Below are 26787 nucleotides of genomic sequence, written 5' to 3'. Positions count from 1 at the left end.
CCCTTCCAGACCACGCCACCACACCGTCACACCCAGGAGCCCCCATGCAGGTCAACGCGTACGCCGCCCCCGCCGCCGGCGAGAAGCTCGTCCCCACCACCATCGAGCGCCGCGACGTCGGTGCCCACGACGTCCTCATCGAGATCCTCTTCGCCGGCATCTGTCACTCCGACATCCACACCGTCAACGGCGACTGGGGCCCGCAACCCTTCCCCGTCGTCCCCGGCCACGAGATCGTCGGCACCGTTACCCAGGTCGGCGACGAGGTCACCCGCCACAGCGTGGGTGATCGCGTCGGCGTGGGTTGCATGGTGAACTCCTGCGGCGAGTGCGCCGCGTGCACCAACGGCGACGAGCAGTTCTGCCACCGAGGCACTGTCTTCACCTACGCCAGCCCCGACCGCGACGGCACCAGCACCCAGGGCGGCTACTCCACCCACGTCGTCGTCGACGCCGACTTCGTCCTCTCGGTCTCCGAAAAGCTCGATCCTGCTTCGGTCGCACCGCTGCTGTGCGCCGGTGTGACGACCTACAACCCGCTGAAGTACTGGGGAGCCGGCCCCGGCAAGCAGGTCGCGGTCGTCGGTCTCGGCGGTCTCGGGCACATGGCCGTCAAGATCGCCCACGCGATGGGCGCCGAAGTCACCGTGCTGTCGCAGTCGCTGCGCAAGAAGGACGACGGACTCGCGCTGGGTGCCACGGCGTACCACGCCACCTCTGACCCGGCGACCTTCGAGGAGCTGGCGGGCCGGTTCGACATCATCATCAACACGGTCAGCGCCGACATCGACCTCAACGCCTTCATCGGACTGCTCGCCATCGACGGCGCCATCGTCAGCGTCGGCGCCGCACCCTCGCCGTACACCGTCAACGGCATGCTCCTCGGTGCCCGCCGCAAGGTCACCGGATCGATGATCGGCGGCATCCCGATCACCCAGGAGATGCTCGACTTCTGCGCAGAGCACGGCATTGGCGCTGAGGTCGAGGTCATCGCCGCCACGGACGTCAACGATGCCTACGAGCGCGTGCTCGCCTCCGACGTGCGCTACCGCTTCGTCATCGACGCCGCCACCTTCGCTTGAGGGGTCCTGACGTGTCCGACGAATTGGCTCCCGTGTGGCGTCGCGGTCGGCAATGCCGCCTGCCGTCTCACGGGAGCCCCCCGTGCGCGCTTGTGAAGCTTGCCGGCCACCCCGACACTTCCTGAGGTCGCGGCTGCTGCAGGCAGCTCGGCCCTGGCCGCGGCATCGGTGGCCCCGGTTCAGCGGGCAGGGTCCTGAGCAACGAGCCTCGGCCCACGACCGTGCTGCCGCGGCAGCAGGCTCGAGCACGAAGACCTGGCTCGTCGGGCCTTGGAGCCCGGGGCCCTTGGGCAGCGACCCGGCCGGCGCCACGACGAGGCGCCGCTCGTTGGAGCTCAGATCGGTGCGCCCCGTGTTGAAAGCCGTGCCATCGCCACCCGACGACAGGCCGAGCAGCGGATGAGGCGTCTCTCAGCGCGCCACCGGGGTGCGCGTGCGACACCTCCCCGCCACCCCCGACACCTTCCTCTGGCCGAGACCGCCTACGGGCAGCAGGACGCTGCTCACCGGTGACCGCCCCGTCAACGGGGAATCTGCAGGCTCTCGCAGATGTCGTGGGCGATGTCGCGCAGCTTCTCGTTGCGGGCCGAGGAGAGGCGGGCCAGGACGTTGAAGGCGGTGTCGGGGTCGACGCCGTACGTCTTCATGATGACGCCTTGGGCCATCCCGACGATGTGTCGCGTCGCGAGGGCGCTCTCGAGGCCGGTGATCTTCTGGCCGGCGGCCAGTGCGCTTTGCCGGGGCCAGCTCGTTTTTTCGTGAGAAGCATGGCCTGAGACGGCCTCGAGGTCGGGAGGTCATCTGGGCGGCTCGCTCAGAGCTGGATGACGGCACGGCGGAGCGCCGGAGCTTTAGTGTGTCCGTGTGGTCAGCCTGCCGCTCTGGGCGGTGTTCGTTGTGAGTTTCGGCTCGCCCCTGCTCGCGTTCCTGGGCGTTCTGCTTGCTCAGATCATCGGCCGCAAGGGCGCGCAAGAGTTGGAGACTCGGTCCAAGCGGGAAGAAACGCTGAGAACCATGCGGTGGGCAGCGGAGCTCTCCGCGAGCAGGGAAGACCGACTCGCAGGCCTCGGGGTGGCGGAACTCGAAGCGCTGCTGGGATCGGATCTTCTTGAGGAGTCTGAGAAGACCTTCGTCGAGGCGGCTTTGAGCGCCGTCTACGAAGACGCCGAGGAGCAGCTCGACGAGCTGGGCGCCAGAGGTGAGGCCGTAGAGGTCTACCTCGACGCCGACAACATTCTCCAGATTGGGCCTAGGTCCGACGTATCCTCGACACAAGAACCCTCCGACCCAGGGGATGGCCATGGCTAAGCGAGTGATCGTGTCCAGTGCGCAGAAGTCTGCAGCAAAGGCGATGGTCTCGCGTAGTGCTGTCACCGGCCGCAACGTGTCTTCGTCAGTTCGCAAGATCGCTGACGCCAAGACACTGCCCAGCAACAAGAAGTAGGCCGACGCCGACCTCGGCGGTTCGCGCGGCAGGCCCGCCGCGCCGACGAAACGGCCACCGACGAGCGGCGACGACTGCACAACGACCTGCGCGACGGGCTGCAGGGCTGGATGCTGGGTCTGGCGCTGCGCCTGCAACTGGGCGCCCGCACGCTCGTCGATCCCGCGACGACGCTCCTAGTCGAGGAGGCGGTGTCGTCGCTGCGGGCGGCGCCAGCCGGGAACCGACGCGTCGACCACGACAATCTGACTGCCGATCTGACTACCATCGGACAGGAATTCGCGAGTTCGCTCGGCGTTGCAGCACGATGCCGGATCAGCGCCATCCCGGCCCTGACCTGCTCATATGCCATCGAGTGCATCCCGCGGCAACAACTGGAGATCTCGCCAAGACGGCCTGGGGGTCAAGGGGTCGCAGGTTCAAATCCTGTCAGCCCGACCGAGGAACCGCAGGTCAGAGGCAGTTTCACCGCACAGCGGTGACCGTCTCCGACCTGCGGTTCGTCATTTGACTACCAGTCTGACTACCACCCGATCCCGATCAGGTGATCGTCCGCGACTTCACCCCGGGCCCTTGGTCGCCGGGGAGGTCCCAGGCGAGCACGTCGAGGGGACGGTCGAGCGCCTGCAGGCAGGCGCTCCAGAGCTGGGTCGAGGTGGTGCCGAGCGAGGGCCCTACGACGAGCAACGGACGCTGCTCGCCGCGGGCGAGCCAGGTGGTGGCGATCTCGAGGGCCATCTCGTGCCGTCAGCCGGCCGAGATCGACGAGGGGTGCGCGGCCAGCGGAGTCACCTCGACCTGCATGTAGGAGAACAGCGGCAGGTTCCAGAGGATCTCGTGCAGCCGCTCGTTGTCGGCGACGTCGAAGATGCTGAGGTTGGAGTACTGGCCCACGCAGCGCCAGATGCTCACCCACTCACCTCCGCGCTGGAGGTCCTGCGAGTAAGCCTTCTCCCGCGCCAGGACGTCGTCCCTCTCCGCGGGATCGAGGTCCCGCGGGAGGGCGACGTCCATCCGGACGGCGAACAGCACCGCGTCAGCCCTGCGTCGGTGCGAGCGCGAAGTCATAGGTGACCTGCTCGCCACCGTCGACCGCCTGCGGGTCCATCATCAGCTCGGGCTTGACGGCCGAGGCGACGTCGTCCTCGTTGTGGGCGTCACCCGGGAAGTAGAGCTGCGTGGTGACCTCCTGGTGGCCCTCGGCGCTGACCTTGAGGTGCAGGTGGGCGGGGCGCCAGGAGTGCCAGCCGGCGGCGCGGATGAGCGCACCGCAGGAGCCGTCGGTCGGGATCTGGTACGGCGCCGGGCGCATCGTGTGGACGTGGAAGCGGCCCTCGTCGTCGGCCTTCACGACGCCGCGGAGGTTCCACTCCGAGATGTCGGGGGCGAACTGCGAGTAGTAGCCGTCGGCGTCGGCGTGCCAGATGTCGACCGTCGCGCCGGCGAGCGGGGTGCCGTCGACCGATGTGACCTGGCCCTGGAACAGCAGCGGCGTGCCCTGCTCGTCCTCGCGCATCGGCAGCGTGCCCTCGACCTCGAAGGTCGGGGCGCCGGGCACGTAGAACGGGCCCTCGATGGTGCCCTTGCTGCCCTCGCGGGACTTGCCGGCGACCTCCTCGACGGCGTGCTCGACCCAGACGTCGAGGAAGAGCGGCCACTCGCCGTCCTCGCCGACCTGGATCAGCCACGCCTTGAGGGCGTTGTACTCGTCGTAGGTGACCTCGTGGCGCTCGATCGTGTCGTGGATCGCGGAGAGCACCTCGCGGGCCAGCAGGCTGACGCGCTCGGGCGGGGTCTGCGCCGCGACCTGCTTGTCACTGGCGAAGCGCTGGGTGGCGTTGGCGCCGGTGGCCGCCGCGGTAGCGGTCCCGTTGGCGGTGGTGGGCGCGGACTGGTCGGTGGTCATGCCGGTTCTCCTCAGGGGTGGGCTGGTGTGCGGGAAGTCGGGGTGACGCCTCAGGCGTCGGTGCGGTGGCGGGCGAGCTTGTCGGGGTCGATCTCGACGCCGAGGCCGGGACCGGAGGGGACGACGAGGGTGCCCTCGCGGATCTCGAGCGGCTCGGTCAGCAGGTCGTCGCTCATGTCGAGGAAGTTCGAGAGCTCGCCCGCGCGGCGAGACGTCGGCTCGTGCGCCGCGCCGAAGGCCACGGTGCAGGCGGTAGCGAGCTGGCCGTCGATCTGGTTGCCCATGACGACCTCGACGCCGAGACCCTCGGCGAGGTGCAGGGTGCGCTCGGAGAGGCTGAAGCCGGTTCGCGAGGTCTTGATGCTGATCGCGTTGGCGGCGCCGGCCAGGACCTCGCGGGTGACCTCGGCCTGGGTCACGACCGACTCGTCGGCGACGAACGGCACGTCGAGACGCTCGACGAGCCAGCGGCGCCCCATGACGTCGTCGGCCGGGCACAGCTCCTCGGCGAGGGTGAGGTCGAGGTCGGCCATGTCACGCATCGCGCGCAACGACTCCGAGGCCGTCCAGCCGCGGTTGCCGTCGACGTACAGCTCGACTCCCGCGCCGAGGTGCTCGCGCAGCGCCCGGGTGACGGCGACGTCGAGGTCGACGGGACGCCGGCCCACCTTGACCTTGAAGGTGGTGATGCCGTGGACGTCGCGCATGCGCTGGGCCTCGTCGACCATCGCGGCGGGGGTGTCGAAGCCGAGCATGTGGCACACGCGCATCCGGTCGGTCCAGCCGCCGAGAAGCTCGGTCACGGGTAGGTCGAGGGTCTTGCCGAGGGCGTCCCACATGGCCATGTCGACGGCCGCCTTGGCGACCGGGTTGCCGACGGTTCGGGCGAGGCGACGCTGGGCGGCCTCGCGCTCCAGCAACGTCAGGCCGACCACCTGGGGGCCGAACACGCCCCCGATGACGGCTCGTATGCCGGCCTGGGTCTCGCCGTAGGTGAAGGGTCGCGGGGGAGCGTCGGCCACGCCGACGACGCCGTCGTCGGTGTGGACCCGGACCAGCACGTGCTCGGCCGCGTGGACCTCGCCGCTGGCGAAGCGCAGCGGCTTGCGGTAGTCGATGCGGTAGGGGATCGCGTCGACGGCGGTGATCTTCACGCGCTCTCCTCGGGGACGGCGGTCGGGAAGTAGTCGTGGGACTCCAGGGCGGCGACGAGGGTGGCCACCAGGGGGGAGGGGTGCTCGCGCATCCACGCGAGGGCCAGGTCGATCGACGCCGCTCCGGCGACGTCGCGGAAGACGACGCCGCGCAGCGGCAGCGAGCGCGCCGACTCGGGCACCAGGGCCACCCCGAGCCCGGCCGCGACCAGCGCGAGCAGGACCGAGGTGTTGGGTGCCTCGTGCTCGCGGCGCGGGGCGAAGCCTGCGGCACGGCAGCTGCGGACGATGGCCTCGTTGACGGCCGAGTGGGCGTCGGCGTACATCACGAACACGTCGTGGGCGACGTCGGCGACCTCGAGGCCGGCCTCGTCGGCGAGGCGGTGGTCGACGGGCAGGGCGAGGACGAGCTGCTCGCGGAGCACCATCCGCACCTCGACGTCGTCGCCGGCGACTGGCGGACGCAGCAGCCCGAGGTCGACGTGGCCCGAGCGCAGGGCGTCGAGCTGGGCGGGCGTCAGCTGGTCGGCGACCACCTCGAGCGCGATGCCGGGAAGGTCCTGCTGCACGATCCGGGCGATCCGCGGGAGCTGGTCGAAGGCCGCGGTGCCGGTGAAGGCGACCCGCAGCAGTCCCGAGCGGCCCTCGGCGATGCGACGTACACCGCGCACGGTGTCCTCGAGTCCGTCGACGACGCGCTGCGCCTCGGCGCGGAAGAACGAGCCCGCAGGGGTCAGGCTGACCTGGCGCGTCGTGCGCGCCAGCAGGGTCGCGCCGAGCTCGGCCTCGAGCTGCCGGATCGACTGCGAGAGCGCGGGCTGGGCGATGTGCAGCTGCTCCGCAGCCCGACCGAAGTGACGGGTCTCGGCGACGGCGAGGAAGTGGCGCAGGTGCCGGAGCTCCACGAGGCGGCCTCCCTCTCCTCCGTCGGTGCGAGCTGGTCGTCACGACGGGCGTGACGAGCGCCACGCTAGGCGCCGTTCCCATCGGCCACAAAGACGTATTCACCGTCGATTGATCGTTCGCAACGATCAATCACACCCTGGGTCAGGCCTGGGAGTTGCCCTGGTGTGACCGGCGCCACCCTTTGCGAGGGTGGCGGGACCGAGCCCATGGAGGAACCCGTGACCGAGATTCTCGACCCCGTCCAGGCCGTCCTCGCCGACGCCGTCATCGACGACCGTGACGCCGGCGTCTACCGCGCCAACCGTCGGATCTTCACCGACGAGGAGATCTTCGAGCTGGAGATGAAGCACATCTTCGAGGGCAACTGGATCTACCTCGCCCACGAGAGCCAGCTGCCGAACCCCGGCGACTACTTCACGGTCCACATGGGTCGCCAGCCCGTCGTCATCACCCGCGACAAGGACGGCGAGCTGCACTGCCTCATCAACGCCTGCGCGCACCGCGGCGCGATGATCTGCCGCCGCAAGACCGACAACCGGACGACGCTCACGTGCCCGTTCCACGGCTGGACGTTCCGCAACGACGGCACCCTGCTCAAGGTCAAGGACCCCGACGACGCGGGCTACCCCGCGACCTTCGACACGGATGGTTCGCACAACCTGACGAAGGTCCCGCGGTTCGAGAGCTACCGCGGCTTCCTGTTCGGCTCGCTCAACGACGACGTGACCTCGCTGCAGGAGCACCTCGGCGACACCACCAAGGTCCTCGACATGCTCATCGACCAGTCGCCCGAGGGGCTCGAGGTGCTGCGCGGCTCGTCGACGTACACCTTCGACGGCAACTGGAAGGTGCAGGCCGAGAACGGTGCCGACGGCTACCACGTGACGGCGACGCACTGGAACTACGCCGCCACCACCTCGCGGCGCAACAACGGCGAGTCGAAGAACACGACCAAGGCCCTCGACGCCGGCGGCTGGGGCAAGTCCGGAGGCGGCTATTGGTCCTACCCCAACGGCCACCTGTGCCTGTGGACCTGGGCCGCCAACCCGCAGGACCGTCCGCTGTGGGACCAGATGGACCGGCTCAAGGAGAAGTACGGCGACGCCAAGGGCGAATTCATGGTCAAGGGCTCCCGCAACCTGTGCCTCTACCCGAACGTCTACGTGATGGACCAGTTCAGCACCCAGATCCGCCACTTCCGGCCGATCGCGCCGAACAAGACCGAGGTCACCATCTACTGCATCGCACCCAAGGGTGAGAGCGCCGCCGCCCGGTCGCACCGCATCCGCCAGTACGAGGACTTCTTCAACGCCTCCGGCATGGCCACCCCGGACGACCTCGAGGAGTTCCGCTCCTGCCAGCTGACCTTCCAGGCGACCAACGCGCCGTGGAACGACATGAGCCGCGGCGCGGAGCACTGGCTCACCGGCCCCGACCCGGTGGCCGAGGCGCTCGACATGCCCGGAGTGATCTCTGCCGGCGTCAAGAACGAGGACGAGGGGCTCTACCCGGTGCAGCACGGCTACTGGCTCGACACCATGCGCGCCGCGGTCGAGAAGGAGCAGGCCAAGGCCGCCGCCACCTCGTCGACCTCGTCCGCCACCTCGAACGGGAAGGGTCACTGACATGAGCGCTTCCGTCACCGAACGTCCCGACACCGCAGCGACTCCCACGGCAGCCACCCCTGCCGCGGGCCAGCCCGTGATCGACCAGACCAGCATCGAGCAGTTCCTCTACCGCGAGGCCCGCTACCTCGACGACCGCGAGTTCGAGCAGTGGCTGACCTGCTACGCCGACGACTGCGAGTACTGGATGCCGTCGTGGGGCGACGACGACCTGCTGTGCGAGGACCCCCAGACCGACATCTCGTTGATCTACTACGAGAACAAGGGTGGTCTCGAGGACCGCGTCTTCCGGATCCGCACCGAGCGCTCGAGCGCGACCTCCATCCCCGAGCCGCGGACCAGCCACAACATCAGCAACGTCGAGGTCATCGAGCGCCGCGGCGACCTGGTCGACGTGCGCTTCAACTGGCACACCATGTACTTCCGCTACAAGACCGTCGACCCGTACTACGGCACGTCGTTCTACACGATCGACTTCTCCGGGGAGTCCCCGCTCATCCGCCGCAAGACCGTGGTGCTGAAGAACGACTACATCCACCACGTCGTCGACATCTACCACTTCTGAGGGGCCGTCATGAGCCACCAGGTCGCCCTCGCGTTCGAGGACGGCGTCACCAGGTTCATCACCTGCGAGGACGACCAGACCGTTGCCGACGCGTCGTACCGGGCGCGCATCAACATCCCGCTGGACTGCCGCGACGGGGCCTGCGGGACGTGCAAGGCGGTCTGCGAGTCCGGTGAGTACGACGGTGGCACCTACATCGACGACGCGCTGACCGCCGACGAGGCGGAGGACGGCTTCTGCCTGCCCTGCAGCATGAAGCCCCGCAGCGACCTGGTGCTGCAGATCGCCAGCACCTCGGCCGTGGCCAAGACAGCGGCGGCCACCCACACCACGACCGTCACCGGCATCGGGCGGCTGTCGCCGACGACGGTCAAGCTGTCGGTCGCGGCGCCGACGGGCGGCAAGCCGCTGACCTACCTGCCGGGCCAGTACGTCAACATCGCCGTCCTGGGCAGCGACGAGACCCGTTCGTACTCCTTCAGCAGCGCGCCGGGGGCCGACGAGCTCGACTTCCTCGTCAAGGTCATCGACGGTGGCCTGATGTCGACCTGGCTGACCCAGGCGGCGGCCGTGGGCGACGAGGTCAGCTTCACCGGCCCGCACGGCAGCTTCTTCCTGCGGGAGGCGGAGCGCCCCGCCCTGCTGCTCGCGGGTGGTACTGGCCTGGCCCCGATACTGGCGATCCTGCGCAAGCTGGTCGCGGAGGACAGCCAGCGGCAGGCGCACCTCGTCTACGGGGTCAGCACCGACGACGACCTCGTCGAGCTGGACACGCTCGCGGACCTGGCCGAGCAGCTGCCGAACCTGACCTGGGACCACTGCGTCTCCGACGAGGCGAGCGCAGCGGCCAACAAGGGCTACGTCATGAGCCTCATCGGAGACGAGCACCTGCACGGCGGCGACGTCGCCGTCTACCTGTGCGGGCCGCCACCGATGGTCGAGGCCGTGCGCTCGCACTTCGGCGAGCAGGGCGTCACGCCCACCGGCTTCTACTACGAGAAGTTCAACCCGTCCTCAGCCGCGGCGCCCGAGCCCGACGCCGACGACGAGGTCGACGTCGAGGAGCCCGACGCCGAGCCCGAGGTCGTCGAGACCGCGGACCAGGAGGACGAGCCGGAGCGCGACGCCGCGCAGGCACCCGTCGCGGTGACGACGTCCTCCGCGGGCCCGACCGAGCTGCGCGAGGCCGGGTCGTCGGCGCGCTCGATCGCCGGCCAGCTGGTGCTCGGGTCCCGCGAGGTGGCCCCGCTGCACCAGGCCGCTCGCGACGACGACCGGGTCGCGACGCTGCGCCGCATCGCCGGACAGGTGGTGCTGCCCGTCCGCATCGAGGGCGACGCCGTCGACCTCGACGCCCCTGTTGGTCTGGTGGAGGCTCCCGCCGCGAGGGCCATCGCCGGGCAGACCGTGTGGCCGGAGTCATCCCTCGAGCCGCTCGTGGCGCGAGCACCCGAGCCGGAGCCTGCGAGTGGTCCGGTCACCTCCGCCGGCTACGAGATCGGCGAGGAGCACCCGGGCGTCCACGAGTCCGACGCTGTCTTCGAGGCCCGCCGGGCACTGGAGCTCGGGGCCCTGGAGCTCGTCCTCGGGACGCTGACCTCGCAGCAGCTCGCCGGCTACCGGCTGCTGGCCGAGACCACGCTGTCGTACGTCGAGGGCGACCGCTTCGTCGACGCCGCGGCGTACACCGAGACCAACGCGGCCTTCCACGACTACCTCTTCACCCAGACCGGCAACGAGCACCTCCTGCAGGCCTACCAGGCGCTCGGCGTGAAGGGGCAGATGGCCGAGACGCTGCGCAACGCCACCTGGTGCGACCCGCGTTGCGCGACCGACCACGTCGAGATCGTCGACGCGATCGAGGCCCAGGACCGCGAGACCGCGCGGCGGCTCATCACCGAGCACGCCGAGCGCTCGAAGGTCACGATGCGGCGCGCCATGGGCGAGACGGCCGCCCGCGAGCGACCCGTCTTCGTCTCTGCCGGTCGCTTCGCCGACCAGGTCGTCCTGCTCACCGGGGCGGCCCAGGGCATCGGCGAGACCACGGCCCGCCGCATCGCGGCCGAGGGCGGCACCCTCGTGCTCGCCGACCGCTCCGACCTCGTGGAGACGCTCGCCTCCGAGCTCGACGACCTCGAGGCCTCCGGGGGCGCCAGCGCCGTCGTCGCCGACCTCGAGACCTGGGAGGGCGGCGAGGACGTCGTCGCCAAGGCGCTCGCGCAGCACGGCCGCATCGACGTCGCGATCCACACCGTCGGCGGCACCATCTGGGCCAAGCCGTACGTCGAGTACCCGCCCGAGCAGGTCGAGGCCGAGATCTCGCGCTCGCTCTTCCCCACCCTGTGGGGCTGCCGCGCGGTCGCACCGCACATGGTCGAGCGGGGCAGCGGCACCATCGTCAACGTCTCCTCCGTCGCGACCCGTGGCGTCCACCGGGTGCCGTACGCCGCGGCGAAGGGCGGCGTCAACGCCATCACCGCCACCTTGGCCCTCGAGCTCGCCCCGCACGGCGTGCGGGTCGTCGCCACCGCGCCCGGCGGGACGGACGCTCCGCCTCGACGCGTGCCGCGCGGCCCCGCGCCGGAGTCGGAGCAGGAGCAGGAGTGGTACCAGCGCATCGTCGACCAGACCGTCGAGTCGTCGCTGATGAAGCGCTACGGCACGCTCGACGAGCAGGCCGCGGCGATCTGCTTCCTGGCCTCGCGCGAGGCGTCGTACATCACCGGCACCACGCTGCCGGTCGCCGGCGGCGACCTCGGCTGAGCCCCACGTCGCCCGAGCTTCCTCACCCATCACCCACACCCAGGACCTGGGAGGTCCCGTCATGCCCGCTTCCACCACCTCTGTCCATGGCGCCGACGAGGCCGCCCGTCGGGCCGTGCCCTGGGTCGTCGGCATCTCGTTCGTCGCCCTCCTCTTCGACGGCTACGACCTGGTCGTCTACGGCACCGTCGTCCCGACCTTCCTCTCCGACGCGAGCCAGATCGGCGCACTCACCCCCGCGCAGGCGGGCACGCTGGGCAGCTGGGCGCTCATCGGTGTCCTGGTCGGAGCACTCACCGCGGGCGCGGTCGGTGACCGGATCGGCCGCCGCAAGGTCATGCTCGTCAACGTCGCCTGGTTCTCGCTCGGCATGGGCTTCACCGCCCTGACGAGCAGCGTCCTGGCCTTCGGTATCGGTCGCTTCCTGACCGGCATCGGGGTCGGTGCGCTCGTCGCGACCGTCGGTGCCCTCGTCGCGGAGTTCGCCCCAGCCGACCGACGCAACCGCTACAACGCGATCGTCTACAGCGGCATCCCGGCCGGTGGTGTCATGGCCGCCTTGGCCGCGATCGCCCTCGACGACGTCGCCGGCTGGCGCGGTCTCTTCGCGATCGGTGCCCTGCCGGTCCTGTTCCTGCTGCCGGTCGCCTGGTTCAAGCTGCCGGAGTCCCCGATGTGGTTGCAGGCCCGCGCGGGGGTCGTCACCGACGCGCAGCCCGAGAAGGTCGGGTACGCCGCCCTCGCCTCGCGTCGCTTTGCACTGCCGACCCTGCTGCTCGGCCTGATGAGCTTCTCCGGCCTCCTGCTCACCTACGGCCTCAACACCTGGCTGCCGCAGATCATGGGCGACAAGGGCTACGGCAAGGACTACGCACTGGCGTTCCTGCTCCTGCTCAACCTCGGCGCCATCATCGGCGGCCTGCTCGCCTCGGCCGTCGCCGACCGCACCGGTGCCCAGAAGGTCGTCGCCACCACCTTCGTGCTCGCGGCGGTGGCGCTGCTGCTGATGCCGCTGGCCCTGCCCTTCGGTGTGCTGCTCGCCGCTGTGGCCGTGGCCGGAGTCGGGACCATCGGCACCCAGGTGCTGATCTACGGGCTGGTCTCCAACTACTACCCGACCTCGGCCCGGGCCGCCGGCGTCGCCTGGTGCGCCGGCTTCGGCCGCCTCGGCGGCATCCTTGGTCCCGTCGTGGGTGGCGTCCTCGTCGGCGCCGGCGTCGGCGGCAGCACCGCCTTCCAGATCTTCGCCGCCGTCAGCCTGGTCGGAGCCGTGGTGACCCTGTCGGTGCGCGGCGTGGCCCGCGGCCGGTCCATCTTCACGGAGGACCGTCGACTCGAGGACCTCGAGACCGCTGGCACGGGGTCTAGCCTGCGCTCGTGACCGCCCAGCTCGCTCGCCCCGACGACGTCGTGCGGCTGGTCACCGAGCTGGTGGTCGGCCGCGACGGCCCGGACGGCACGCCCCGCGTCGTGGTGATCGAGGGCGCTCGGGGAGCGGGGCGGACCACCACGCTCGACCGGGTCGCGAGCGCACTCACGACGTGCCGGGTCGTGCGTGCCTCAGGGGTGCCTTGGGAGGCGGGCTCGCCGCTCGCCACCCTCCGCCACGCGGGCCTCGCCACCGACCTGGCCGGTCGCGACGTCGTCGAGAAGGCGGTCGACCTGTGGCGTGATCTCGACGGCACCGGTGGGTCCGCCACCGTCCTCCTGGTCGACGACGCCGACCTCGCCGACCCCGAGTCGCTCCAGGTGCTCGCCACCGGGTCCCGGCTGCACCCGGAGGCACGGGTCCTGGTCGTCGCGACCCGCACCATCGGCGGCCGTGGTGCCGCGAACGAGGTGCTCGACCGGGCAGCGGGCTTGGTGCTGCGGCTGGCGCCGATGACCGCAGCAGAGGTGCGCGAGCTGGCGGCGGGCCAGGGGGTCGCCCTCAGCGCCACGGTGGCTGCTCACCTCGTGCGCCACACCGACGGCAACCCCGCCCACGTCGAGGCACTCGTCGCGTCGTCGCCGCGGTCGGTCTGGCAGGGGGTCGCACCCGACCTGCCCGCGCCCGCGTTGGTGCAGCGACGTACGGCGGGGGCGCTGGAGCGGCTGCCCCCCGACGCACGCGAGCTGGTCGAGGCCGTCGCCGTGCTCGGACCCGAGGCCCCGCTCGCGCTGGCCGCCGCGGTCGCCCGCGCCGAGCGGCCACTCGACGCCGTCGACGCTGCGGTCGAGATCGGCCTGCTCCTGCGGACGGGAGTGGGCGTCGGGACGACCGTCAGCTTCGCCGAACCGATCGAGTCGGCGGCGGTGCGCGACCTGATGGGTCTGCAGCGACGCTCCGAGCTGCACCGTGCGGCCGCGACCCTGGTGGACGACGAGGCCGCCCGGTTGGAGCACGCCGTGGCCGCGAGGTGGGAGCCCGACGCGGCGCTGGCCGACGAGCTGCACGCGCTCGCTCAACGACACGCAGGTGCCGGTGCCTGGTCCACCGCGGCACACCTCTACCTCCTCGCACGCCGCAGCTCTGCGCATCCGGGCCGGGCGGCGGAGCGGCTGCTGCTCGCCGTCGACGCCCTGGTGGGGGCCGGGGACGTGCTCGCCGCCAGCGGCTACCTCGCGGAGGTGGAGAGCCTGCCCGAGTCCGCGATGCGCAACTCCGTCATCGGCTACCTCGCGATCCTCCGGGGCCGCGCAGGGGAGGCCGTCTCGCGTCTCGACCGCGCCTGGCAGCTCGTCAGTGCGCGCCGCGACCCCGTCGTCGCGGCGACCGTCGCCCAGCGCCACGTGCTGCATGCTCTTGCCGGCTGCGACGGCGCCGCCATCGTGACGTGGGCCGACCGTGCGGTGGACGTCGTCGGCCCGGACCACCCCACCGCCATCGAGGCCCAGGCCATCCGCGGCCTGGGCCTCGGGGCGACAGGTCACGTCGAGGAGGCACTCGCCAGCTACCGGGAGCTCCTGGGCCGTTCGCTCGGCGGGTCGGTCGGGCAGCGGGTCGGCATGGGCGCCGGCTGGCTGCACCTCGTCGCCGACGAGGTCGACGTCGCTCGCGCCGAGCTCTCGCGAGCGGTACCGACCGACTACCTCGGTGGCTCCGTCCGGATCTCGTTGTGGGCCCGGGCATGGCTCGCCCGGGTGCACTTCCTGACGGGGGAGTGGGACCGCGCCGTGGAGGTCGCCGGCTCCGCGGTCGGCCTCGCCGACGACGTCGGCGTGCGCCTGCTCCAACCGTTGCTGCGCTGGACGCTCACCCAGGTGCACGCCCTGCGCGGCGACTGGGACCGCGCCCGTGACAGCTCCCGCGCTGCCGTGACGGACGGTGCCGGGGAGTACGCCGTGTCACGGGTGCCGGCGTGCCTCGGCCGCGCCGCCTTGTGCGAGGCGGCAGCCGACTACGCGGGCGTGCTTGCGGCGCTGGCGCCGCTCGCCCAGGGCACCTTCGGGCCTGACGTGGCCGAGCCCGGCTTCTGGCCCTGGGCCGACGTCCATGCCAACGCCCTGGTCGTCCAGGGCGACCTCGACGGCGCGGCTGACTTCCTCGACCGCCATGAGCGCGTGGCCCGCGACCGCGGCCACCGCTCGACCCGGGCGCGGCTCGGCTACGCCCGAGGTCGGTTGCTCGGAGCCCAGGGCGACCTGCGGGCCGCACGCCAGGCGTTCGAAGCCTCGCTCGAGGCGCTGCAGCCGCTGCCGCTCGTCTACGACCGAGCGCGGGTGAACTTCGCCTACGGCCAGACCCTGCGCCGCGCCGGGAAGCGTCGCGAGGCCGACGTCGTGATCACGGCCGCGGCGGAGGACTGGCTGGCGCTCGGTGCGACGACGTACGTGCAGCGGTGCGAGCGCGAGCTCAAGGCGGGCGGCGTGCGCGCCGTGCTCCGCGACCGGCCCGCCGAGTCGCTGACACCGCAGGAGCGCGCGGTCGCGGGGATGGTGGCCACCGGGCTGCGCAACCGCGAGGTCGCCGCCGAGCTGTTCTTGTCGGAGAAGACCGTGCAGTTCCACCTCACCCGCGTGTACGCCAAGCTCGGGGTGCGCTCGCGCGTCGAGCTGGCGACGCTCCCCCCGGACACCTGGAGGGATGACGCATGAGCGTGCAGACGTCGGCCGCCCCGCTGCCCGGGCGGGTGGAGCGACCGCAGTGCCGTCCGCCGTCCGGCCGCCAGGTCCTGCGCGACCTCGGCCGCGATCAGCTCGTCAACGGACTGGTCGCGATCATCTTCTCTGCGACGGGACCCCTCGCGGTCATCCTCGCGGCGGGCCGGCAGGGCGGACTCTCGCAGGAGCAGATCGCCTCCTGGGTGTTCGGGGTCTTCGTGCTCAACGGCCTGCTGACGGCGGTGGTGTCGTGGGTCTACCGGCAGCCGCTCGCCTTCTTCTGGACGATCCCCGGCACCGTCGTGGTCGGTCAGTCGCTCGCCACGCTGAGCTGGCCCGAGGTGATCGGGGCGTACGTCGTCTCGGCGACCGTCGTGCTCCTCCTCGGGTTGACCGGCCGGGTCGACCAGGTGATGCGGCTGCTGCCGATGCCCGTCGTCATGGCGATGGTCGCCGGGGTCTTCCTGCCCTTCGGCACCGGACTCGTCGGTGCCGTCGACGGCGACCTGCTCCTGGCCGGCGCGATGGTCGCCGCCTTCGTCCTCGCTTCAGCCGTGCCGGCTATCGGCCGTGTGGTGCCCCCGATCCTCTGCGCCCTCGTCACCGGTGTCGTCGTCGTGCTGCTGACCGGTGCGATGTCACCCGACAGCGTGTCCGGCAGCTGGCTCGCGTCGCCCGTCGTGACGACACCCGACTTCAGCTGGGCCGCGGTGGGCCAGCTCGTCGTACCGCTCGTCGTGACCGTGCTCGTGGTGCAGAACGGGCAGGGTCTCGCGGTGCTGACCGGCGCCGGGCACCGACCCCCGATGAACGTCGTGACCATCGCGTGCGGGGTCGTGTCGTTCCCGGCGGCCGCGGTGGGGGCGGTCTCGACCTGCCTGACCGGTCCGACCAACGCCCTCCTGACCGCCTCCGGCGAGCGCTCGCGGCACTACGCGGCGGCGATCTGGTGCGGCGTCCTCGCGGTGGTCTTCGGTCTCCTCGCGCCGGGCGCGGTCGGGCTCATGCTCGGTGCCCCAGCCGCATTCGTGGCCGCCCTGGGCGGGCTCGCGATGCTGCGCGCCCTCGAGGGTGCCTTCGTGGCGGCGTTCTCCGGCGCACGTCCGACGGGCGCGCTCGTCTGCTTCGTGGTCACCGTCAGCGGGCTGGAGGTCGCCAACATCGGTGCGGCGTTCTGGGGACTCGTCGCCGGGCTCCTGGTGACCCGGTTGCTCGACCGGCCCTGATCTCGGCGCTGCCCACCTGACCTGCGTGAAAGGACCCGCCATGACCTCGACCAAGGAGAACCGATGACGTCGACGACCCACCAGTCCATGCTGCCCTCGACACTGTCGCGGCTCGGCCGCGAGACCGACATGTTGGACACGGTCATCTCGATGATGGGCGACGAGCGGCTCGACGCAGACACGGCCCACGGCACACCTCGGCGCGAGGTGGTCGGGCAGCTGGCCGACAAGGGTGTGGCCCTCGCCGACGCCATGTACGCCGCCCTCGATCAGCCGGCGCCGGACCGTGGTCCGAACGACGGCGACGAACGCGCCCGCTTCCGCGCCTCGCACCGTGCATTCGTCGAGGCGGCCAAGCAGCTCGGCGACCTGGGACCGGACGCAGTGGTCACCTACGCGGGCATGGACCTGCGACCGCACCAGGTGGTGCCGCAGCGTGTGGCCGAGGTCGTGCTGGCCAACGAGGCGGTCAGCTCGCTGTGGTCACTGGACGAGGCAGACCCGGACTCGGTGCGCGACGCGCTCGATGCCCTGGTCCGGCGCCTCGACTTCACCGACGGTGTCCCCGGCCTGACCCTGACCACGGTGGAGGGCGACGACTGGACCGTCCACGGTGGCGGGAGGAACGTGCACGGCACCCGCGAGCTCTTGGCCGGCTGGCTGGCCTACGGAGAGGGAGCCGACGGCATGGAGCTCCCGGAGCTGCCGCGCTGGTCGTGAACGTCGGGAGTCGGTCGACAGCTCGCGAGGATGGTTGATAAAAACCTAACCGCTCGGATAAAGTCTGACCATGCGGTCAGAGAACGGGCTGAGCAGGATCGAGCGTGAGCGCCGGCAGCAGATCGTGGACGCGACGGTCGAGACCATCGCGCAGGTGGGCTTCGCCCGGGCCTCGGTGGCGCGCATCGCCGAGGCGGTCGGGGTGAGCAAGGGCGTAGTGCTCTACCACTTCGGCACCAAGGACACGCTCGTCCGTGCGGTGGTCGAGCAGACCTACACCGGTGCGGGCGAGGAGATCGCGCGGCTCGTCGAGGCTGCTCCCGACCACGTCGGGCGGTTGGCGGCGTACGTCCGCGGCAACCTCGCGTTCCTGGCCGACCGACGTGACCAGGTGCAGGTGCTCAACGAGATCTTCGTGTCGTTCCGCGACGAGCACGGCCGACTCGCCTACGACGAGACCCAGGTCGGCTCCGTCGTCGGACCGCTCGAGGCCCTGCTGCGTGCGGGGCAGGCGGCGGACGAGCTGCGCGACTTCGACCCCCGCGTGATGGCCCGGACGATCCGGGCCGCGATCGACGCCGTGACGCCGCAGCTGGCCGTGCAGCCCGACCTCGACATGGCTGCCTACGCCGACGAGCTGGTGGAGACCTTCACCCGTGCCGTCGTCGCGTGAGCAGCTCCATCACGACCCCGTCCGACAGGAGGACCCAGCATGAGTCGCACCTCGACCCCGGAGCACCCTGATGCCGGCGGCCAGTCGACCTGGGCGGCCGTCGCCATCGATCTCGTCGCACCGGTCGTCATCTACTACCTGCTCCGAGCCGTCGGGGTGGGTCAGGTGCTCGCCCTCCTCGGTGGCGGGGTGGCGCCCGCTGCGCACGGGCTGTACGTCGTCGTCCGCCACCGGGCGGTCGACGCCCTGGCTGGACTCACGCTGTCGGTCATCGTGCTCACCGTCGCCACGTCGCTGATCACCGGCGACGCCCGCTTCGCGCTGGCACGCGACGCCGTGATCACGCTCGCGGTCGGCATCTGGATCCTCGTCACCCTGCGGAACGCCCGGCCCTTCATCTTCACCTTCTGCACCACCTTCATGGGCGCGGTCGAGCGCGGACTCTGGGAGGAGTGCTGGGGACGCTCGCCCGCGTTCCGTCGCGGCATGCGCGTCCACACCGTGATCTGGGGCGTCGGGATGATGCTCGACGCGGCCGTCAGGGTCGTCATCGCCTACGCGCTGCCCGTCGACGTCGTGCCCGTCGTCAACGCCGTGCAGTACGGCGCGCTCATCGTCCTGCTCCTGCTCGTCAGCGTCCTCTACAGCCGCTCGGCGGGACTGGTCCCGGGCTCCGCGGACTACCCGGCCAAGCCCGGGAAGGGGGTCGGGGCGTGACCGCGGGGGCGTCCGCCCTCGTGACAGGCGGGGCTTCCGGGATCGGTCTCGCCGTGGCCCGGTCGATGACTGATCGAGGCATGGAGGTCACCATCGCCGATGTCGACAGCCAGGCCGTCGCCGGAGCCGTGGCCGACCTCGGACGTGCTGGCACCTGTCCCCGCGGCGTGGTTGCGGACGTGTCGACACCCGAGGGAGCCGTCGAGGCGGTCCGAGCGGCCAGCTCGCCGACGGGGACCCTCGACCACCTCCACCTCAACGCAGGCCGGGCAGGGCCCGGCCCGGTGGTCGACGGCCTCGATCTCGACCGCGCCCGGGACGTCCTGGTCACCAACGTCATGGCGGCCATGTCGGTGTTCGCGGCCGCGCTGCCTGCACTAACGAGGTCATGCCTGCCCGGCGGCGCCTCCGTCGTCGTGACGTCGAGCCTGGCCGGAGTCATCGGCAGTCCGACAGACCCGGTGTACGCCGCGTCGAAGCACGCCCTGGTCGGGCTCGTCCGGTCGCTCGCCCCGGCCCACCCCGGGATCCGCATCAGCGCCGTCTGTCCCTCGCTCGTCGACACCCCGCTCGTCGACGCCGCGAGGCTGCTCAGGCTCGACCTGCCCGTGCTCGACGCCGCGGACGTCGCTCACTCGGTCATCGCCCTGCTCACGGACCAGCACGGGACGGGACAGGTCGTCGTCCTCGAGGCGGGCGCGTCGCCAACCGTCGTGCCCGAGCCGATCGTCTCCGCCATGCAGAAGACGCCGTGACAGGACGTCAGCGCTGGTCGCCGTAGGCGGGCGCGCATCCGCTGAGCCGCCACAGGCCGGGTGACAACCACCCGGGGCGAAGCTCGCCGCCACGAACAACCCTCCTCGACGTGGCCCTCGACGCATAGGGCCGTACCGTGGCACGACGAACCAGCGCGACGACGGTTGTTGCAGCGTCACCTGGAATCGAGCAACGCGTCACTCGGGGCACAGCATTCTGGCAGCGCGGTTCGCTACGCGTCAGGTCCCGCCGGTTGCCACAGCTGGATCGGGTTGCCCTCCGGGTCTTCGAGGTCGCCGAATCGACCGTTCGGGTAGGACTTGGCGTGCACCGACACCTCGACGCCGCGGGCCCGCAGCTGCGCCACCATCGCGTCCAGGTCTCGGACGCGGAAGTTGATGGCCCACTGCTGCGCGGCGTGACCGAAGTAGTCGGACCCGATGGGCATGGGAGCAAGCACAGTCGCACCTGCGGTCTGGCGCCACGAGGACTCCTCGTAGGACTCTGGCGGAGCATCGACGCCGAGGTGCTCGGCATACCAGGCCGTCAGACGCTCGGGGTCATCTGCTGTGAAGAAGATGCCGCCGATGCCAGTGACTCGTTCCACATCGACCACGATGCCACGCCTCGTCGGCTGGGTCAGGGCCCGCACTCGACGCGCTCTCTGTCCTGGCCTACGCCTGCGCGCGCCCCGCGAGCCCACTGGGCACCATCCAACGTGGCAAACCGAGGCGTCCTGGACGGAGTTGTCACCGGCCCTCTCGTCGCCCGTGACTGCCTCTGACGTGCTCAGCGCGCCGGCGTGCAGCCAGCTCACCTCGGCGGGCGCTCGGTCAGGCTGGAGCCACGCGCTACCGCGATTGCGAACTAGATGACGGGGATCTCTGCGGGGCAACCACCAGTCAGCTTCTTCGCTGAGCTGATCTTGTCGCCGAACTTCAACGAGCTGTTGCCGAGGTCGGCTACGCGGCGGCCGGGCCGGACGCAGAAGCGGCGATCGGAGCTGTCGAAGTTCTTGTCGTCGTAGACGATCCAGTTCTTGCTCGTGCGGTTGTAGAGCGCGTGCGCCTCGTCCGAGTCACCTCCGAGATCACCATCGCTGCTGGTGCGGTAGAAGAAACGACCGCCGTAGCTCTGGTTGTGCCAGAAGCACATCTGCCCGCTGTCGCACTGATCGGTGTCCGCCTGTGCGGGTGACACGACGGTTGTGCTGGCGACCACGGTCGCGGCCGCCATCATCCAAGCTGCGCTGCGTCGAGCGTTCATGAACTTCTCCAACATGTCTCCGGCGCTGCCCCCGATGGCAGGGCCCCTCAGCGAGTAGATGCCTGCACCCGAAGTGGCGCAAGGGCCCGGCGGATACCCGCCACGCAAGCGGGGCGCCGTGGAACGGGTTGCGCGTCAGTAGAGGAGGACGAGGAAGACGGTCGGGCGGAGGCGCAGTGTGGGGTGCCGTCTCACCTGGCCTCTGCGGCGATCAGGTGGGTAGGTAGCCACCGTCGTCCATGGGACTGCTGAGGGTCGCATCGTCACCGGAGGGTGTGGGTCTCCGGCCGCGGGACCGCGACCTGTTGACTGAAGCGGTCTGACTGCCGATCTGACTACCACCCATGAGGGATTCGCGAGTCCACTCGGCGTTACGCCACGGAGCATGATCAGCGCCAACCAGCGGCTGACCTGCACCAATATCGCCGTACGCATCTCGCTGTGACAACTGGAGATGCCGCCGAGGCGGCCTGGGGTCGAGGGGTCGCAGGTGCAAGTCCTGTCAGCCCGACCGAGGAACCGCAGGTCAGAAGTAGTTCCACCGCGTGTTGGTGGCTGCCTCCCACCTGCGGTTCGTCGTCCGGCGGTTCGTCGTACACGTGAGGGTCGCCTCCCGCGAGCAGTGGCGTCTCAGAGGGCGGGCCCGCCCCCAGGGAGGCAGGTGTCCGCGATGGCGGCGACGTGCGCCAGGCCGGTGCCGCAGCACCCACCGACGAGGTCGAGGTGGGGGAGGACCTCGAGCAGGTCGCGGTAGCGACGGGCGAGATCGTCGGGGTCGCCGGGGTCGAGGTCGGTGGCGGCGTCGAGCTCGGCGTGGCTCAGCGCGGAGGCGTTGGCACGAAGACCCACGACACGGTCGAGCCACGGCCCCTCGGTGAGCGCGCCGTCGAGATGGGTGGCGTGGGCGCAGTTGACCATGTAGCCCGCGGGCGATGCATCGGTCTCGGCCTCGGTCCGCTCCACGGCCGCACGCAACGGCGTGCCGTCGGGCAGCCGACCGTCGGTCTCGACCGTGTACGAGACGACCAGTGCGATGTCGACCGCCGAGCACGCACGAGCGATGCCGACGGCCTCGTCGACGTACCCGAGCGTCATGGTCGCCACCTGGTCGGCTCCGCCGGCGGCGAGGGCCCCACCTGGGGCCCGTGGTAGGTCGCGGCCTCGGCGGCAGTCATGACCTCGCCGACGACGTAGCCGTCGCCGCGGGGGCCGACCACACCGGTGACCCGTTCGCCTGGCACGCGTTCGGCCAGGGACCGGGCGGAGCCGGCCGCAGCGATGTTGGTCTCCCGCAGCGCAGCGGCGTCGTGCCCCAGGTGCTCGCCCCAGTCGCGACTGGCGCGCCACGTCGGCGTGTCGACGTCGAAGCCCGCTCCGCGTGCGCGCGCGAGGTCGAGGAAGGGCTCCCAGTACGCTTCGAGCGTCGCCCGGCCCTCGCTCGAGGTGAGCAGCGGGAAGGCGGCGAAGAGCGGCAGCTCGAGGCCGCGCTCGAAGATGAGCGTCGTCTCGAGCCCACCGTCGGTCAGACGTGTCGCCGCCATGCTGCGACGGTGGGCCCGCGGGTCGTCGGGGGCGAGGGTCCGCGGACAGGTCGTCGCTCGCGGACTACACCGCGAGCCCCGGCGAGCTGACCACGGACAGGTGCGCCCGCCGCAGGGTGATCGGCCGCGGCGGCGACAGGTGCTGACAGACTCCCCGGGCGGCGGTCCCGCGTCGTCGCGCCCGACCCCCAGGAGGCGATGCGGATGGTCCTCCCGAGTCGCGCACGGCAGCGGTCCGCACCGCGTCGAGACGGCTACGCCGCCTCGGGCACCCTGCTGGTGGCGGTCGCCGGCGTCGTCTGGGGGACCATCGGACCCACCCTCGACGTGGTGGAGACGCGGTCGGGGTTGTCGCCGTGGGCCGTGACGGGCTACCGGGCCGTGGTCGCGCTGCTGGTCTTCGCCGCCGTGCTGCTGCGCGCCCGCGTGCGACGGAGGACGTGGTCCCTCGCCCACAGGAGCTCGTCGCGGGTGGTGCTCATCGGGGTCCTGAGCGGCGTGTTCGTCAGCTGCTTCTCGGTCGCCGTGCTGTGGGTCGGCGTCACCGTCGCCACCATCCTCGCGCTCGGGTGGCCTCCGGTCCTGACGCAGCTCGTCCACGCGTGCCGGACGAGGTCGCTGCCGCCCCGGCACGAGGTCGCGGCGGTCGTCACGGCGCTGGCCGGACTCCTCTGCGTGTGCCTGGGGGTCTCGTCGGACTCCGGCACGCGTCCCGCCCTCGGGGTGCTGCTCGCGCTGGCGTCGGGCACCGCCTTCGCCCTCGCCGCCGAGTCGGCCGCGGCCCTCCGGACTGAGGACGGCGCGAGCGTGGCGATCGCGACGACCACGGTCGCGGCGCTGGTCCTGGTGGGGCTCGGGATGGCGGGTGCCACGGCCTCGGACCGTCCGCTCTGGACCGACGACGTCGTGACGTGGTTGCTGGTCGTCTACCTCGGAGCCGTCACCATGTCGCTGGCCTACATCGTCTTCTTCGTCGCGCTCAGGACGGTCGACGCGCGCGTCGCGGTCGTGGCCACGCTGCTCGAGCCCGTGGTCGCCGTGCTCCTCGCCGTCGCGCTGCTCGGCCAGCGCCTGACCGCGGCCACGGCCCTCGGCGTGCTGCTCATCCTCTCCGCCGTCGCGGCGCTCGGCCTGCGGTCCTCGCGCGGCCCCGTCCGCCCGGCGGCCCCTCACTAGGGCACACCACCCTCGACAGGACGCGGGCGCGTGCAGCACCGTGACTGGGGTACGTTGCCGCTCCATTCCCGATCACGCCGATTGTCTTGGGAGAGAATGTGTCGCGCTACCTCAAGGGTGTCGACCCCGCCGTGTTCTGGGGGTCGGCCTCGCTCATCGCCGCCTTCGTGCTGTGGGGTCTCGTCGCGCCGACGTCCCTGGGCAGCGTGATGTCCTCGTCGCTCGGGTGGGTGATCGGCAAATTCGGCTGGGCCTTCGTGCTGATCGCCTTCGCAGCCCTGCTGCTGTGCGTCGTGCTCGTCGTCCACCCGTCGTGGGGCCGGGTGCGCCTCGGTCCTGACAGCTCGCGTCCCGAGTTCAGCACCTTCTCCTGGGTCTCGATGATGTTCGCCGCGGGCCTCGGGGCGGGTCTGCTCTTCTACGGCGTGGCCGAGCCGGTCACCCACTGGTCGGCGCCCCCGCACGGCGAGGCGCAGCCGCAGTCCCAGGAGGCGGCGCTGACGGCGCTGCGCTACACCTACTTCCACTGGGGCTTCAACGGCTGGGCGATGTACGCCATCCTCGGCGGCGCGATGGCGTACTTCGCCTACCGGCGGGGGCAGCCGGTGCTGGTCAGCGCGACCTTCACCCCGGTGCTCGGTCCCCGAGCGCACGAGAAGCCGCTCGGACGCCTCATCGACGCACTGGCGATCGCAGCGACGATCTTCGGCACGGCGACCGCGCTCGGGCTCAACGGCCTGCAGCTCAACAGCGGCCTCGACTACCTCTTCGGCGTGCCCAAGTCCGACGTCGTCGCGGTCGTCATCATCGTCGTGGTGACCGCGCTGTTCCTGCTGTCGGCCACGTCCGGCGTCGAGCGCGGCATCAACTTCCTGGCCAACCTGGGTGCGGTGGCCACCATCGGACTGTTCGTCTTCTTCCTCGTCGTGGGCGGCGCGACCGTGCTCGTGATCTCCAACGGCATCGAGTCCATCGGCGACTACGTGCTGCAGGTGGTCCCGATGTCGCTGCAGACCGGCGTCGGCGACGAGCAGTGGATGGCGAGCTGGACGATCTTCTACTGGGCGTGGTGGATCTCCTGGGCGCCGTTCGTCGGCATGTTCGTCGCGCGGATCTCGCGCGGGCGCACCATCCGTGAGTTCGTCCTCGGCGTGGTCGCCGCCCCCACGGGCTTCGGCTTCGTCTGGTTCGCCGTGGTCGGCGGCACCGGCATCGAGCTGCAACGCACCGGCGCGGCCGACATCCTCGGGTCGCTGGCCACGCCCGAGCTGTCGCTCTTCACCGCGCTCGACGCCCTTCCGCTGCCGGTCGTCAGCTCGGCGCTGTGCATCGTGCTGATCGCACTGTTCTTCATCTCCGGCGCCGACGCGGCCGCCGTGGTGATGGCGACGATGGCCTCGCGCGGATCGATCGAGCCGTCGAGGGTCGTGGTCGTGGTCCTCGGCGTCCTCATGGGCGGCATCGCCTGCGCGATGCTGCTCGTCGGCGGCCTGCAGGCGCTCCAGCAGGCGGCGGTGCTGGGCTCGGTGCCGTTCACGTTCGTCATCGTCGGCGTGGCCTGGTGCTGGGTGAAGGCCCTGCGGCAAGAGACCCGGGAGACCGTGGAGCAGGTCGACTCGACCCTCGAGGTGCGCCAGGACCCGGAGTCCACGGCCGCGTCGGCGGAGACCTCGTGAGGCGCCGGGCCGGTGCCGGTGCGGCACTCGCGCTGCTGCTCGGGAGCGGGCTCCTCGTCGCGTGCGGCACCGACGAGAGCCCCGACGCCTCGCAGCAGCCGCAGGGTGCGTCGCTGCGGATCCGGCTCGGCACCCAGGAGTTCCCCGAGGGGCGCATCCTCGGCGAGCTCTGGCGCCAGGCGCTCGCGGTCAACGGGTACGCCGTCGACCTCCGCAAGGGGGTCGGACCGGCCGAGGACCTCGACGACGCCCTCGCCGCCCAGCAGATCGACGGCTACGTCGCCTACACCGGCACCGTGCTGTCGGTCGTGGCGGGGGAGGACGTCTCCGGGCTCGACCCCGAGGAGACCTACGCCGCCGCGCAGGACTTCTACGCCACCCAGGACATGGTGATGAGCGAGATGACGCCGTACGAGAACAAGGACGCGCTCGCCACCACCCTGGAGTTTGCCCGCGACAACCAGCTGACCTCGATCGCCGACCTCGCCGACGCCCGGGGCGTCGACGGCGAGCCGATCACGCTGGGGGCGCGGCCCGAGTTCGAGGACCTCGACCTCGGCCTGCGGGGGCTGCAGGACGTCTACGGCCTCGACGACCTCGCCTTCGAGGCGGTCCCGCTGGGGGAGCAGTACGCCGCCCTGGACGACGGCGCGGTCGACGTGGTCGACGCCTTCACCACCGACCCGCAGCTGGCGAGCGGTCGCTACCAGCTGCTGGAGGACCCCGAGCGGCTCTTCGGCTCGCAGAACGTCGTGATGGTCGTCGGCGAGCCGAAGCTCGAGCGCATCGATGCCGACGCCTTCCTCGAGGTGGTCGACACGGTCAACCGCGAGCTCACCGAGGAGGCTGTGGTGGGCATGAACGCCGAGGTGACCGACGGACGCGACGAGGCCGACGTCGCCCGCGAGTTCCTCCGCTCGGTCGACCTCGACCGGCCCCTCGACCTGGACTGACCACACCTCGCCACCGCCTCGCCACCGCCTCTCGACCGCAGGAGCCCCCATGACCGACGGCCAGCACCGCAACCCCTTCGAGGGCGTCACCGACTACTTCAGCGAGCTCGGCCGGATGCGGTCGCTCGGCATGCACGGGGCGCCCGACCGGGGCCACGAGGCCGCCGAGCGCACCCACGCCTCGGCCTGGGTGCCCACGACCGACATCCTGGCCCGCGGCGACGACCTCGTCATCCGCATCGAGCTCGCCGGGGTGCGTCCCGACGACGTCAGCCTGCACCTCAACCACGGCGTGCTCACCGTGTCGGGCACCCGGCCGGCCGCGGGCGACGAGGGCGACTTCTACGTCCGCGAGCGCTACATCGGCGAGTTCCGACGCGTCATCACGCTGCCCGACTCGGTGGCGGAGGACGACGTGGAGGCGACCGTCGAGAACGGTGTCGTCGAGGTGGTCGTGCGGGGTGCGGCCGCGTCGGGTCCGGGCTCGCGCATCGCCCTGGCCGACCGTACCGACACCGGCACGCCCCACCGGCTGCGCTAGCCGCGCGCCGTACC

Annotated in this window: 27 protein-coding genes; 17 read left to right on the top strand and 10 right to left on the bottom strand. The window is 71.1% G+C overall.

What is annotated here, in order from left to right:
- Nucleotides 1-44: 44 nt before the first annotated feature.
- A complete protein-coding gene (locus ACYU8I_RS09095) occupies nt 45-1082 on the top strand; it encodes an NAD(P)-dependent alcohol dehydrogenase (RefSeq protein ID WP_460839781.1) in 1038 nt (345 codons plus the stop codon).
- A 521-nt stretch (nt 1083-1603) separates the two neighbouring features.
- Here ACYU8I_RS09095 and ACYU8I_RS09090 read toward each other — a convergent pair.
- Nucleotides 1604-1792: an ANTAR domain-containing protein gene (locus ACYU8I_RS09090; RefSeq protein WP_460839920.1), complete on the bottom strand. Its 189-nt coding sequence runs from the start codon at nt 1790-1792 to the stop codon at nt 1604-1606.
- A gap of 154 nt (nt 1793-1946) precedes the next feature.
- Between ACYU8I_RS09090 and ACYU8I_RS09085 the strand changes: the two genes are divergently transcribed.
- Complete coding sequence (locus ACYU8I_RS09085; RefSeq protein WP_460839779.1) at nt 1947-2390, top strand: hypothetical protein; 444 nt, start codon at nt 1947-1949, stop codon at nt 2388-2390.
- Nucleotides 2391-2636: 246 nt separating this feature from the next.
- Nucleotides 2637-3008, top strand: a complete 372-nt coding sequence (locus ACYU8I_RS09080) for a hypothetical protein (protein ID WP_460839777.1) — start codon at nt 2637-2639, stop codon at nt 3006-3008.
- A gap of 58 nt (nt 3009-3066) precedes the next feature.
- On the opposite strand, the gene ACYU8I_RS09075 is transcribed toward ACYU8I_RS09080, so the two are convergent.
- The 5 genes from ACYU8I_RS09075 to ACYU8I_RS09055 are packed head-to-tail and all read right to left on the bottom strand — an operon-like array spanning nt 3067 to nt 6491.
- Nucleotides 3067-3264, bottom strand: coding sequence for a hypothetical protein (locus ACYU8I_RS09075; RefSeq protein WP_460839775.1), 198 nt, complete (start codon nt 3262-3264; stop codon nt 3067-3069).
- Nucleotides 3265-3273: 9 nt separating this feature from the next.
- Entirely contained in the window at nt 3274-3594 is a 321-nt protein-coding gene (catC, locus tag ACYU8I_RS09070) for a muconolactone Delta-isomerase (RefSeq protein ID WP_460839773.1), read from the bottom strand.
- Nucleotides 3563-4432: a catechol 1,2-dioxygenase gene (gene catA / locus ACYU8I_RS09065; protein WP_460839770.1), complete on the bottom strand. Its 870-nt coding sequence runs from the start codon at nt 4430-4432 to the stop codon at nt 3563-3565. The genes catC and catA overlap by 32 nt, the downstream gene beginning before the upstream one ends.
- Nucleotides 4433-4482: 50 nt before the next feature.
- On the bottom strand, nt 4483-5586 hold the full coding sequence (locus ACYU8I_RS09060) for a mandelate racemase/muconate lactonizing enzyme family protein (protein WP_460839768.1): 1104 nt from the start codon (nt 5584-5586) through the stop codon (nt 4483-4485).
- Nucleotides 5583-6491 carry a LysR substrate-binding domain-containing protein gene (locus tag ACYU8I_RS09055; RefSeq protein ID WP_460839766.1) on the bottom strand — a complete coding sequence of 303 codons (909 nt, stop codon included), beginning with the start codon at nt 6489-6491 and terminating at the stop codon, nt 5583-5585. Before ACYU8I_RS09055 ends, ACYU8I_RS09060 begins: the two co-directional genes overlap by 4 nt.
- A 219-nt stretch (nt 6492-6710) precedes the next feature.
- On the opposite strand from ACYU8I_RS09055, the gene benA reads away from it, so the two are divergent.
- The 10 genes from benA to ACYU8I_RS09005 all read left to right on the top strand — a co-directional run bounded on the left by benA (nt 6711) and on the right by ACYU8I_RS09005 (nt 19619).
- On the top strand, nt 6711-8117 hold the full coding sequence (gene benA / locus ACYU8I_RS09050) for a benzoate 1,2-dioxygenase large subunit (protein ID WP_460839764.1): 1407 nt from the start codon (nt 6711-6713) through the stop codon (nt 8115-8117).
- Nucleotide 8118: 1 nt separating this feature from the next.
- Nucleotides 8119-8682 (top strand): benzoate 1,2-dioxygenase small subunit, encoded by a 564-nt coding sequence (benB, locus tag ACYU8I_RS09045; RefSeq protein WP_460839762.1) that lies wholly within the window; start codon nt 8119-8121, stop codon nt 8680-8682.
- Nucleotides 8683-8691: 9 nt separating this feature from the next.
- Nucleotides 8692-11445 carry a benzoate 1,2-dioxygenase electron transfer component BenC gene (gene benC / locus ACYU8I_RS09040; RefSeq protein WP_460839759.1) on the top strand — a complete coding sequence of 918 codons (2754 nt, stop codon included), beginning with the start codon at nt 8692-8694 and terminating at the stop codon, nt 11443-11445.
- Nucleotides 11446-11506: 61 nt separating this feature from the next.
- Nucleotides 11507-12826 (top strand): MFS transporter, encoded by a 1320-nt coding sequence (locus ACYU8I_RS09035; RefSeq protein ID WP_460839756.1) that lies wholly within the window; start codon nt 11507-11509, stop codon nt 12824-12826.
- Nucleotides 12823-15522 carry a helix-turn-helix transcriptional regulator gene (locus ACYU8I_RS09030; RefSeq protein ID WP_460839754.1) on the top strand — a complete coding sequence of 900 codons (2700 nt, stop codon included), beginning with the start codon at nt 12823-12825 and terminating at the stop codon, nt 15520-15522. Before ACYU8I_RS09035 ends, ACYU8I_RS09030 begins: the two co-directional genes overlap by 4 nt.
- On the top strand, nt 15519-16754 hold the full coding sequence (locus ACYU8I_RS09025; protein WP_460839752.1) for a benzoate/H(+) symporter BenE family transporter: 1236 nt from the start codon (nt 15519-15521) through the stop codon (nt 16752-16754). The genes ACYU8I_RS09030 and ACYU8I_RS09025 overlap by 4 nt, the downstream gene beginning before the upstream one ends.
- A 63-nt stretch (nt 16755-16817) precedes the next feature.
- Nucleotides 16818-17474, top strand: coding sequence for a hypothetical protein (locus tag ACYU8I_RS09020; RefSeq protein ID WP_460839749.1), 657 nt, complete (start codon nt 16818-16820; stop codon nt 17472-17474).
- Between the two features lie 70 nt (nt 17475-17544).
- Nucleotides 17545-18147 carry a TetR/AcrR family transcriptional regulator gene (locus ACYU8I_RS09015; protein WP_460839746.1) on the top strand — a complete coding sequence of 201 codons (603 nt, stop codon included), beginning with the start codon at nt 17545-17547 and terminating at the stop codon, nt 18145-18147.
- A 39-nt stretch (nt 18148-18186) separates the two neighbouring features.
- Complete coding sequence (locus ACYU8I_RS09010) at nt 18187-18864, top strand: VC0807 family protein (RefSeq protein ID WP_460839744.1); 678 nt, start codon at nt 18187-18189, stop codon at nt 18862-18864.
- The gene (locus tag ACYU8I_RS09005; protein WP_460839742.1) at nt 18861-19619 is read left to right on the top strand and encodes an SDR family NAD(P)-dependent oxidoreductase; all 759 of its coding nucleotides are present in this window, start codon (nt 18861-18863) and stop codon (nt 19617-19619) included. The genes ACYU8I_RS09010 and ACYU8I_RS09005 overlap by 4 nt, the downstream gene beginning before the upstream one ends.
- A 233-nt stretch (nt 19620-19852) precedes the next feature.
- Here ACYU8I_RS09005 and ACYU8I_RS09000 read toward each other — a convergent pair whose 3' ends face one another.
- The 4 genes from ACYU8I_RS09000 to ACYU8I_RS08985 all read right to left on the bottom strand — a co-directional run bounded on the left by ACYU8I_RS09000 (nt 19853) and on the right by ACYU8I_RS08985 (nt 22427).
- Nucleotides 19853-20236 (bottom strand): VOC family protein, encoded by a 384-nt coding sequence (locus tag ACYU8I_RS09000; protein ID WP_460839740.1) that lies wholly within the window; start codon nt 20234-20236, stop codon nt 19853-19855.
- Nucleotides 20237-20487: 251 nt separating this feature from the next.
- A complete protein-coding gene (locus tag ACYU8I_RS08995; protein ID WP_460839738.1) occupies nt 20488-20901 on the bottom strand; it encodes a peptidase inhibitor family I36 protein in 414 nt (137 codons plus the stop codon).
- A gap of 615 nt (nt 20902-21516) precedes the next feature.
- Nucleotides 21517-21981, bottom strand: coding sequence for a homocysteine S-methyltransferase family protein (locus ACYU8I_RS08990; RefSeq protein WP_460839736.1), 465 nt, complete (start codon nt 21979-21981; stop codon nt 21517-21519).
- Nucleotides 21978-22427 carry a homocysteine S-methyltransferase family protein gene (locus ACYU8I_RS08985; protein ID WP_460839735.1) on the bottom strand — a complete coding sequence of 150 codons (450 nt, stop codon included), beginning with the start codon at nt 22425-22427 and terminating at the stop codon, nt 21978-21980. The genes ACYU8I_RS08990 and ACYU8I_RS08985 overlap by 4 nt, the downstream gene beginning before the upstream one ends.
- A 204-nt stretch (nt 22428-22631) precedes the next feature.
- Between ACYU8I_RS08985 and ACYU8I_RS08980 the strand changes: the two genes are divergently transcribed.
- The 4 genes from ACYU8I_RS08980 to ACYU8I_RS08965 all read left to right on the top strand — a co-directional run bounded on the left by ACYU8I_RS08980 (nt 22632) and on the right by ACYU8I_RS08965 (nt 26773).
- Nucleotides 22632-23603: a DMT family transporter gene (locus ACYU8I_RS08980; protein ID WP_460839734.1), complete on the top strand. Its 972-nt coding sequence runs from the start codon at nt 22632-22634 to the stop codon at nt 23601-23603.
- Between the two features lie 98 nt (nt 23604-23701).
- On the top strand, nt 23702-25279 hold the full coding sequence (locus tag ACYU8I_RS08975; RefSeq protein WP_460839733.1) for a BCCT family transporter: 1578 nt from the start codon (nt 23702-23704) through the stop codon (nt 25277-25279).
- A complete protein-coding gene (locus tag ACYU8I_RS08970) occupies nt 25276-26232 on the top strand; it encodes an ABC transporter substrate-binding protein (RefSeq protein WP_460839729.1) in 957 nt (318 codons plus the stop codon). Before ACYU8I_RS08975 ends, ACYU8I_RS08970 begins: the two co-directional genes overlap by 4 nt.
- Nucleotides 26233-26281: 49 nt before the next feature.
- Entirely contained in the window at nt 26282-26773 is a 492-nt protein-coding gene (locus ACYU8I_RS08965) for an Hsp20/alpha crystallin family protein (RefSeq protein ID WP_460839726.1), read from the top strand.
- Nucleotides 26774-26787: the final 14 nt, after the last annotated feature.

The sequence above is a fragment of the Nocardioides marmoraquaticus genome (assembly GCF_054777915.1).
The sequence above is the reverse complement of the archived record's forward strand: the minus strand, read 5'-3'. Positions and strand labels throughout refer to the sequence as shown.

What these genes read in the sequence shown, in the direction of transcription:
- ACYU8I_RS09095 (WP_460839781.1), top strand. Translation starts at nt 45, where the DNA reads ATGCAGGTCAACGCGTACGCCGCCCCCGCCGCCGGCGAGAAGCTCGTC.
- ACYU8I_RS09080 (WP_460839777.1), top strand. Translation starts at nt 2,637, where the DNA reads ATGCTGGGTCTGGCGCTGCGCCTGCAACTGGGCGCCCGCACGCTCGTC.
- ACYU8I_RS09075 (WP_460839775.1), bottom strand. Translation starts at nt 3,264, where the DNA reads ATGGCCCTCGAGATCGCCACCACCTGGCTCGCCCGCGGCGAGCAGCGT.
- catC (WP_460839773.1), bottom strand. Translation starts at nt 3,594, where the DNA reads ATGACTTCGCGCTCGCACCGACGCAGGGCTGACGCGGTGCTGTTCGCC.
- catA (WP_460839770.1), bottom strand. Translation starts at nt 4,432, where the DNA reads ATGACCACCGACCAGTCCGCGCCCACCACCGCCAACGGGACCGCTACC.
- benB (WP_460839762.1), top strand. Translation starts at nt 8,119, where the DNA reads ATGAGCGCTTCCGTCACCGAACGTCCCGACACCGCAGCGACTCCCACG.
- benC (WP_460839759.1), top strand. Translation starts at nt 8,692, where the DNA reads ATGAGCCACCAGGTCGCCCTCGCGTTCGAGGACGGCGTCACCAGGTTC.
- ACYU8I_RS09035 (WP_460839756.1), top strand. Translation starts at nt 11,507, where the DNA reads ATGCCCGCTTCCACCACCTCTGTCCATGGCGCCGACGAGGCCGCCCGT.
- ACYU8I_RS09025 (WP_460839752.1), top strand. Translation starts at nt 15,519, where the DNA reads ATGAGCGTGCAGACGTCGGCCGCCCCGCTGCCCGGGCGGGTGGAGCGA.
- ACYU8I_RS09020 (WP_460839749.1), top strand. Translation starts at nt 16,818, where the DNA reads ATGACGTCGACGACCCACCAGTCCATGCTGCCCTCGACACTGTCGCGG.
- ACYU8I_RS09015 (WP_460839746.1), top strand. Translation starts at nt 17,545, where the DNA reads ATGCGGTCAGAGAACGGGCTGAGCAGGATCGAGCGTGAGCGCCGGCAG.
- ACYU8I_RS09010 (WP_460839744.1), top strand. Translation starts at nt 18,187, where the DNA reads ATGAGTCGCACCTCGACCCCGGAGCACCCTGATGCCGGCGGCCAGTCG.
- ACYU8I_RS08995 (WP_460839738.1), bottom strand. Translation starts at nt 20,901, where the DNA reads ATGTTGGAGAAGTTCATGAACGCTCGACGCAGCGCAGCTTGGATGATG.
- ACYU8I_RS08990 (WP_460839736.1), bottom strand. Translation starts at nt 21,981, where the DNA reads ATGACGCTCGGGTACGTCGACGAGGCCGTCGGCATCGCTCGTGCGTGC.
- ACYU8I_RS08985 (WP_460839735.1), bottom strand. Translation starts at nt 22,427, where the DNA reads ATGGCGGCGACACGTCTGACCGACGGTGGGCTCGAGACGACGCTCATC.
- ACYU8I_RS08980 (WP_460839734.1), top strand. Translation starts at nt 22,632, where the DNA reads ATGGTCCTCCCGAGTCGCGCACGGCAGCGGTCCGCACCGCGTCGAGAC.
- ACYU8I_RS08965 (WP_460839726.1), top strand. Translation starts at nt 26,282, where the DNA reads ATGACCGACGGCCAGCACCGCAACCCCTTCGAGGGCGTCACCGACTAC.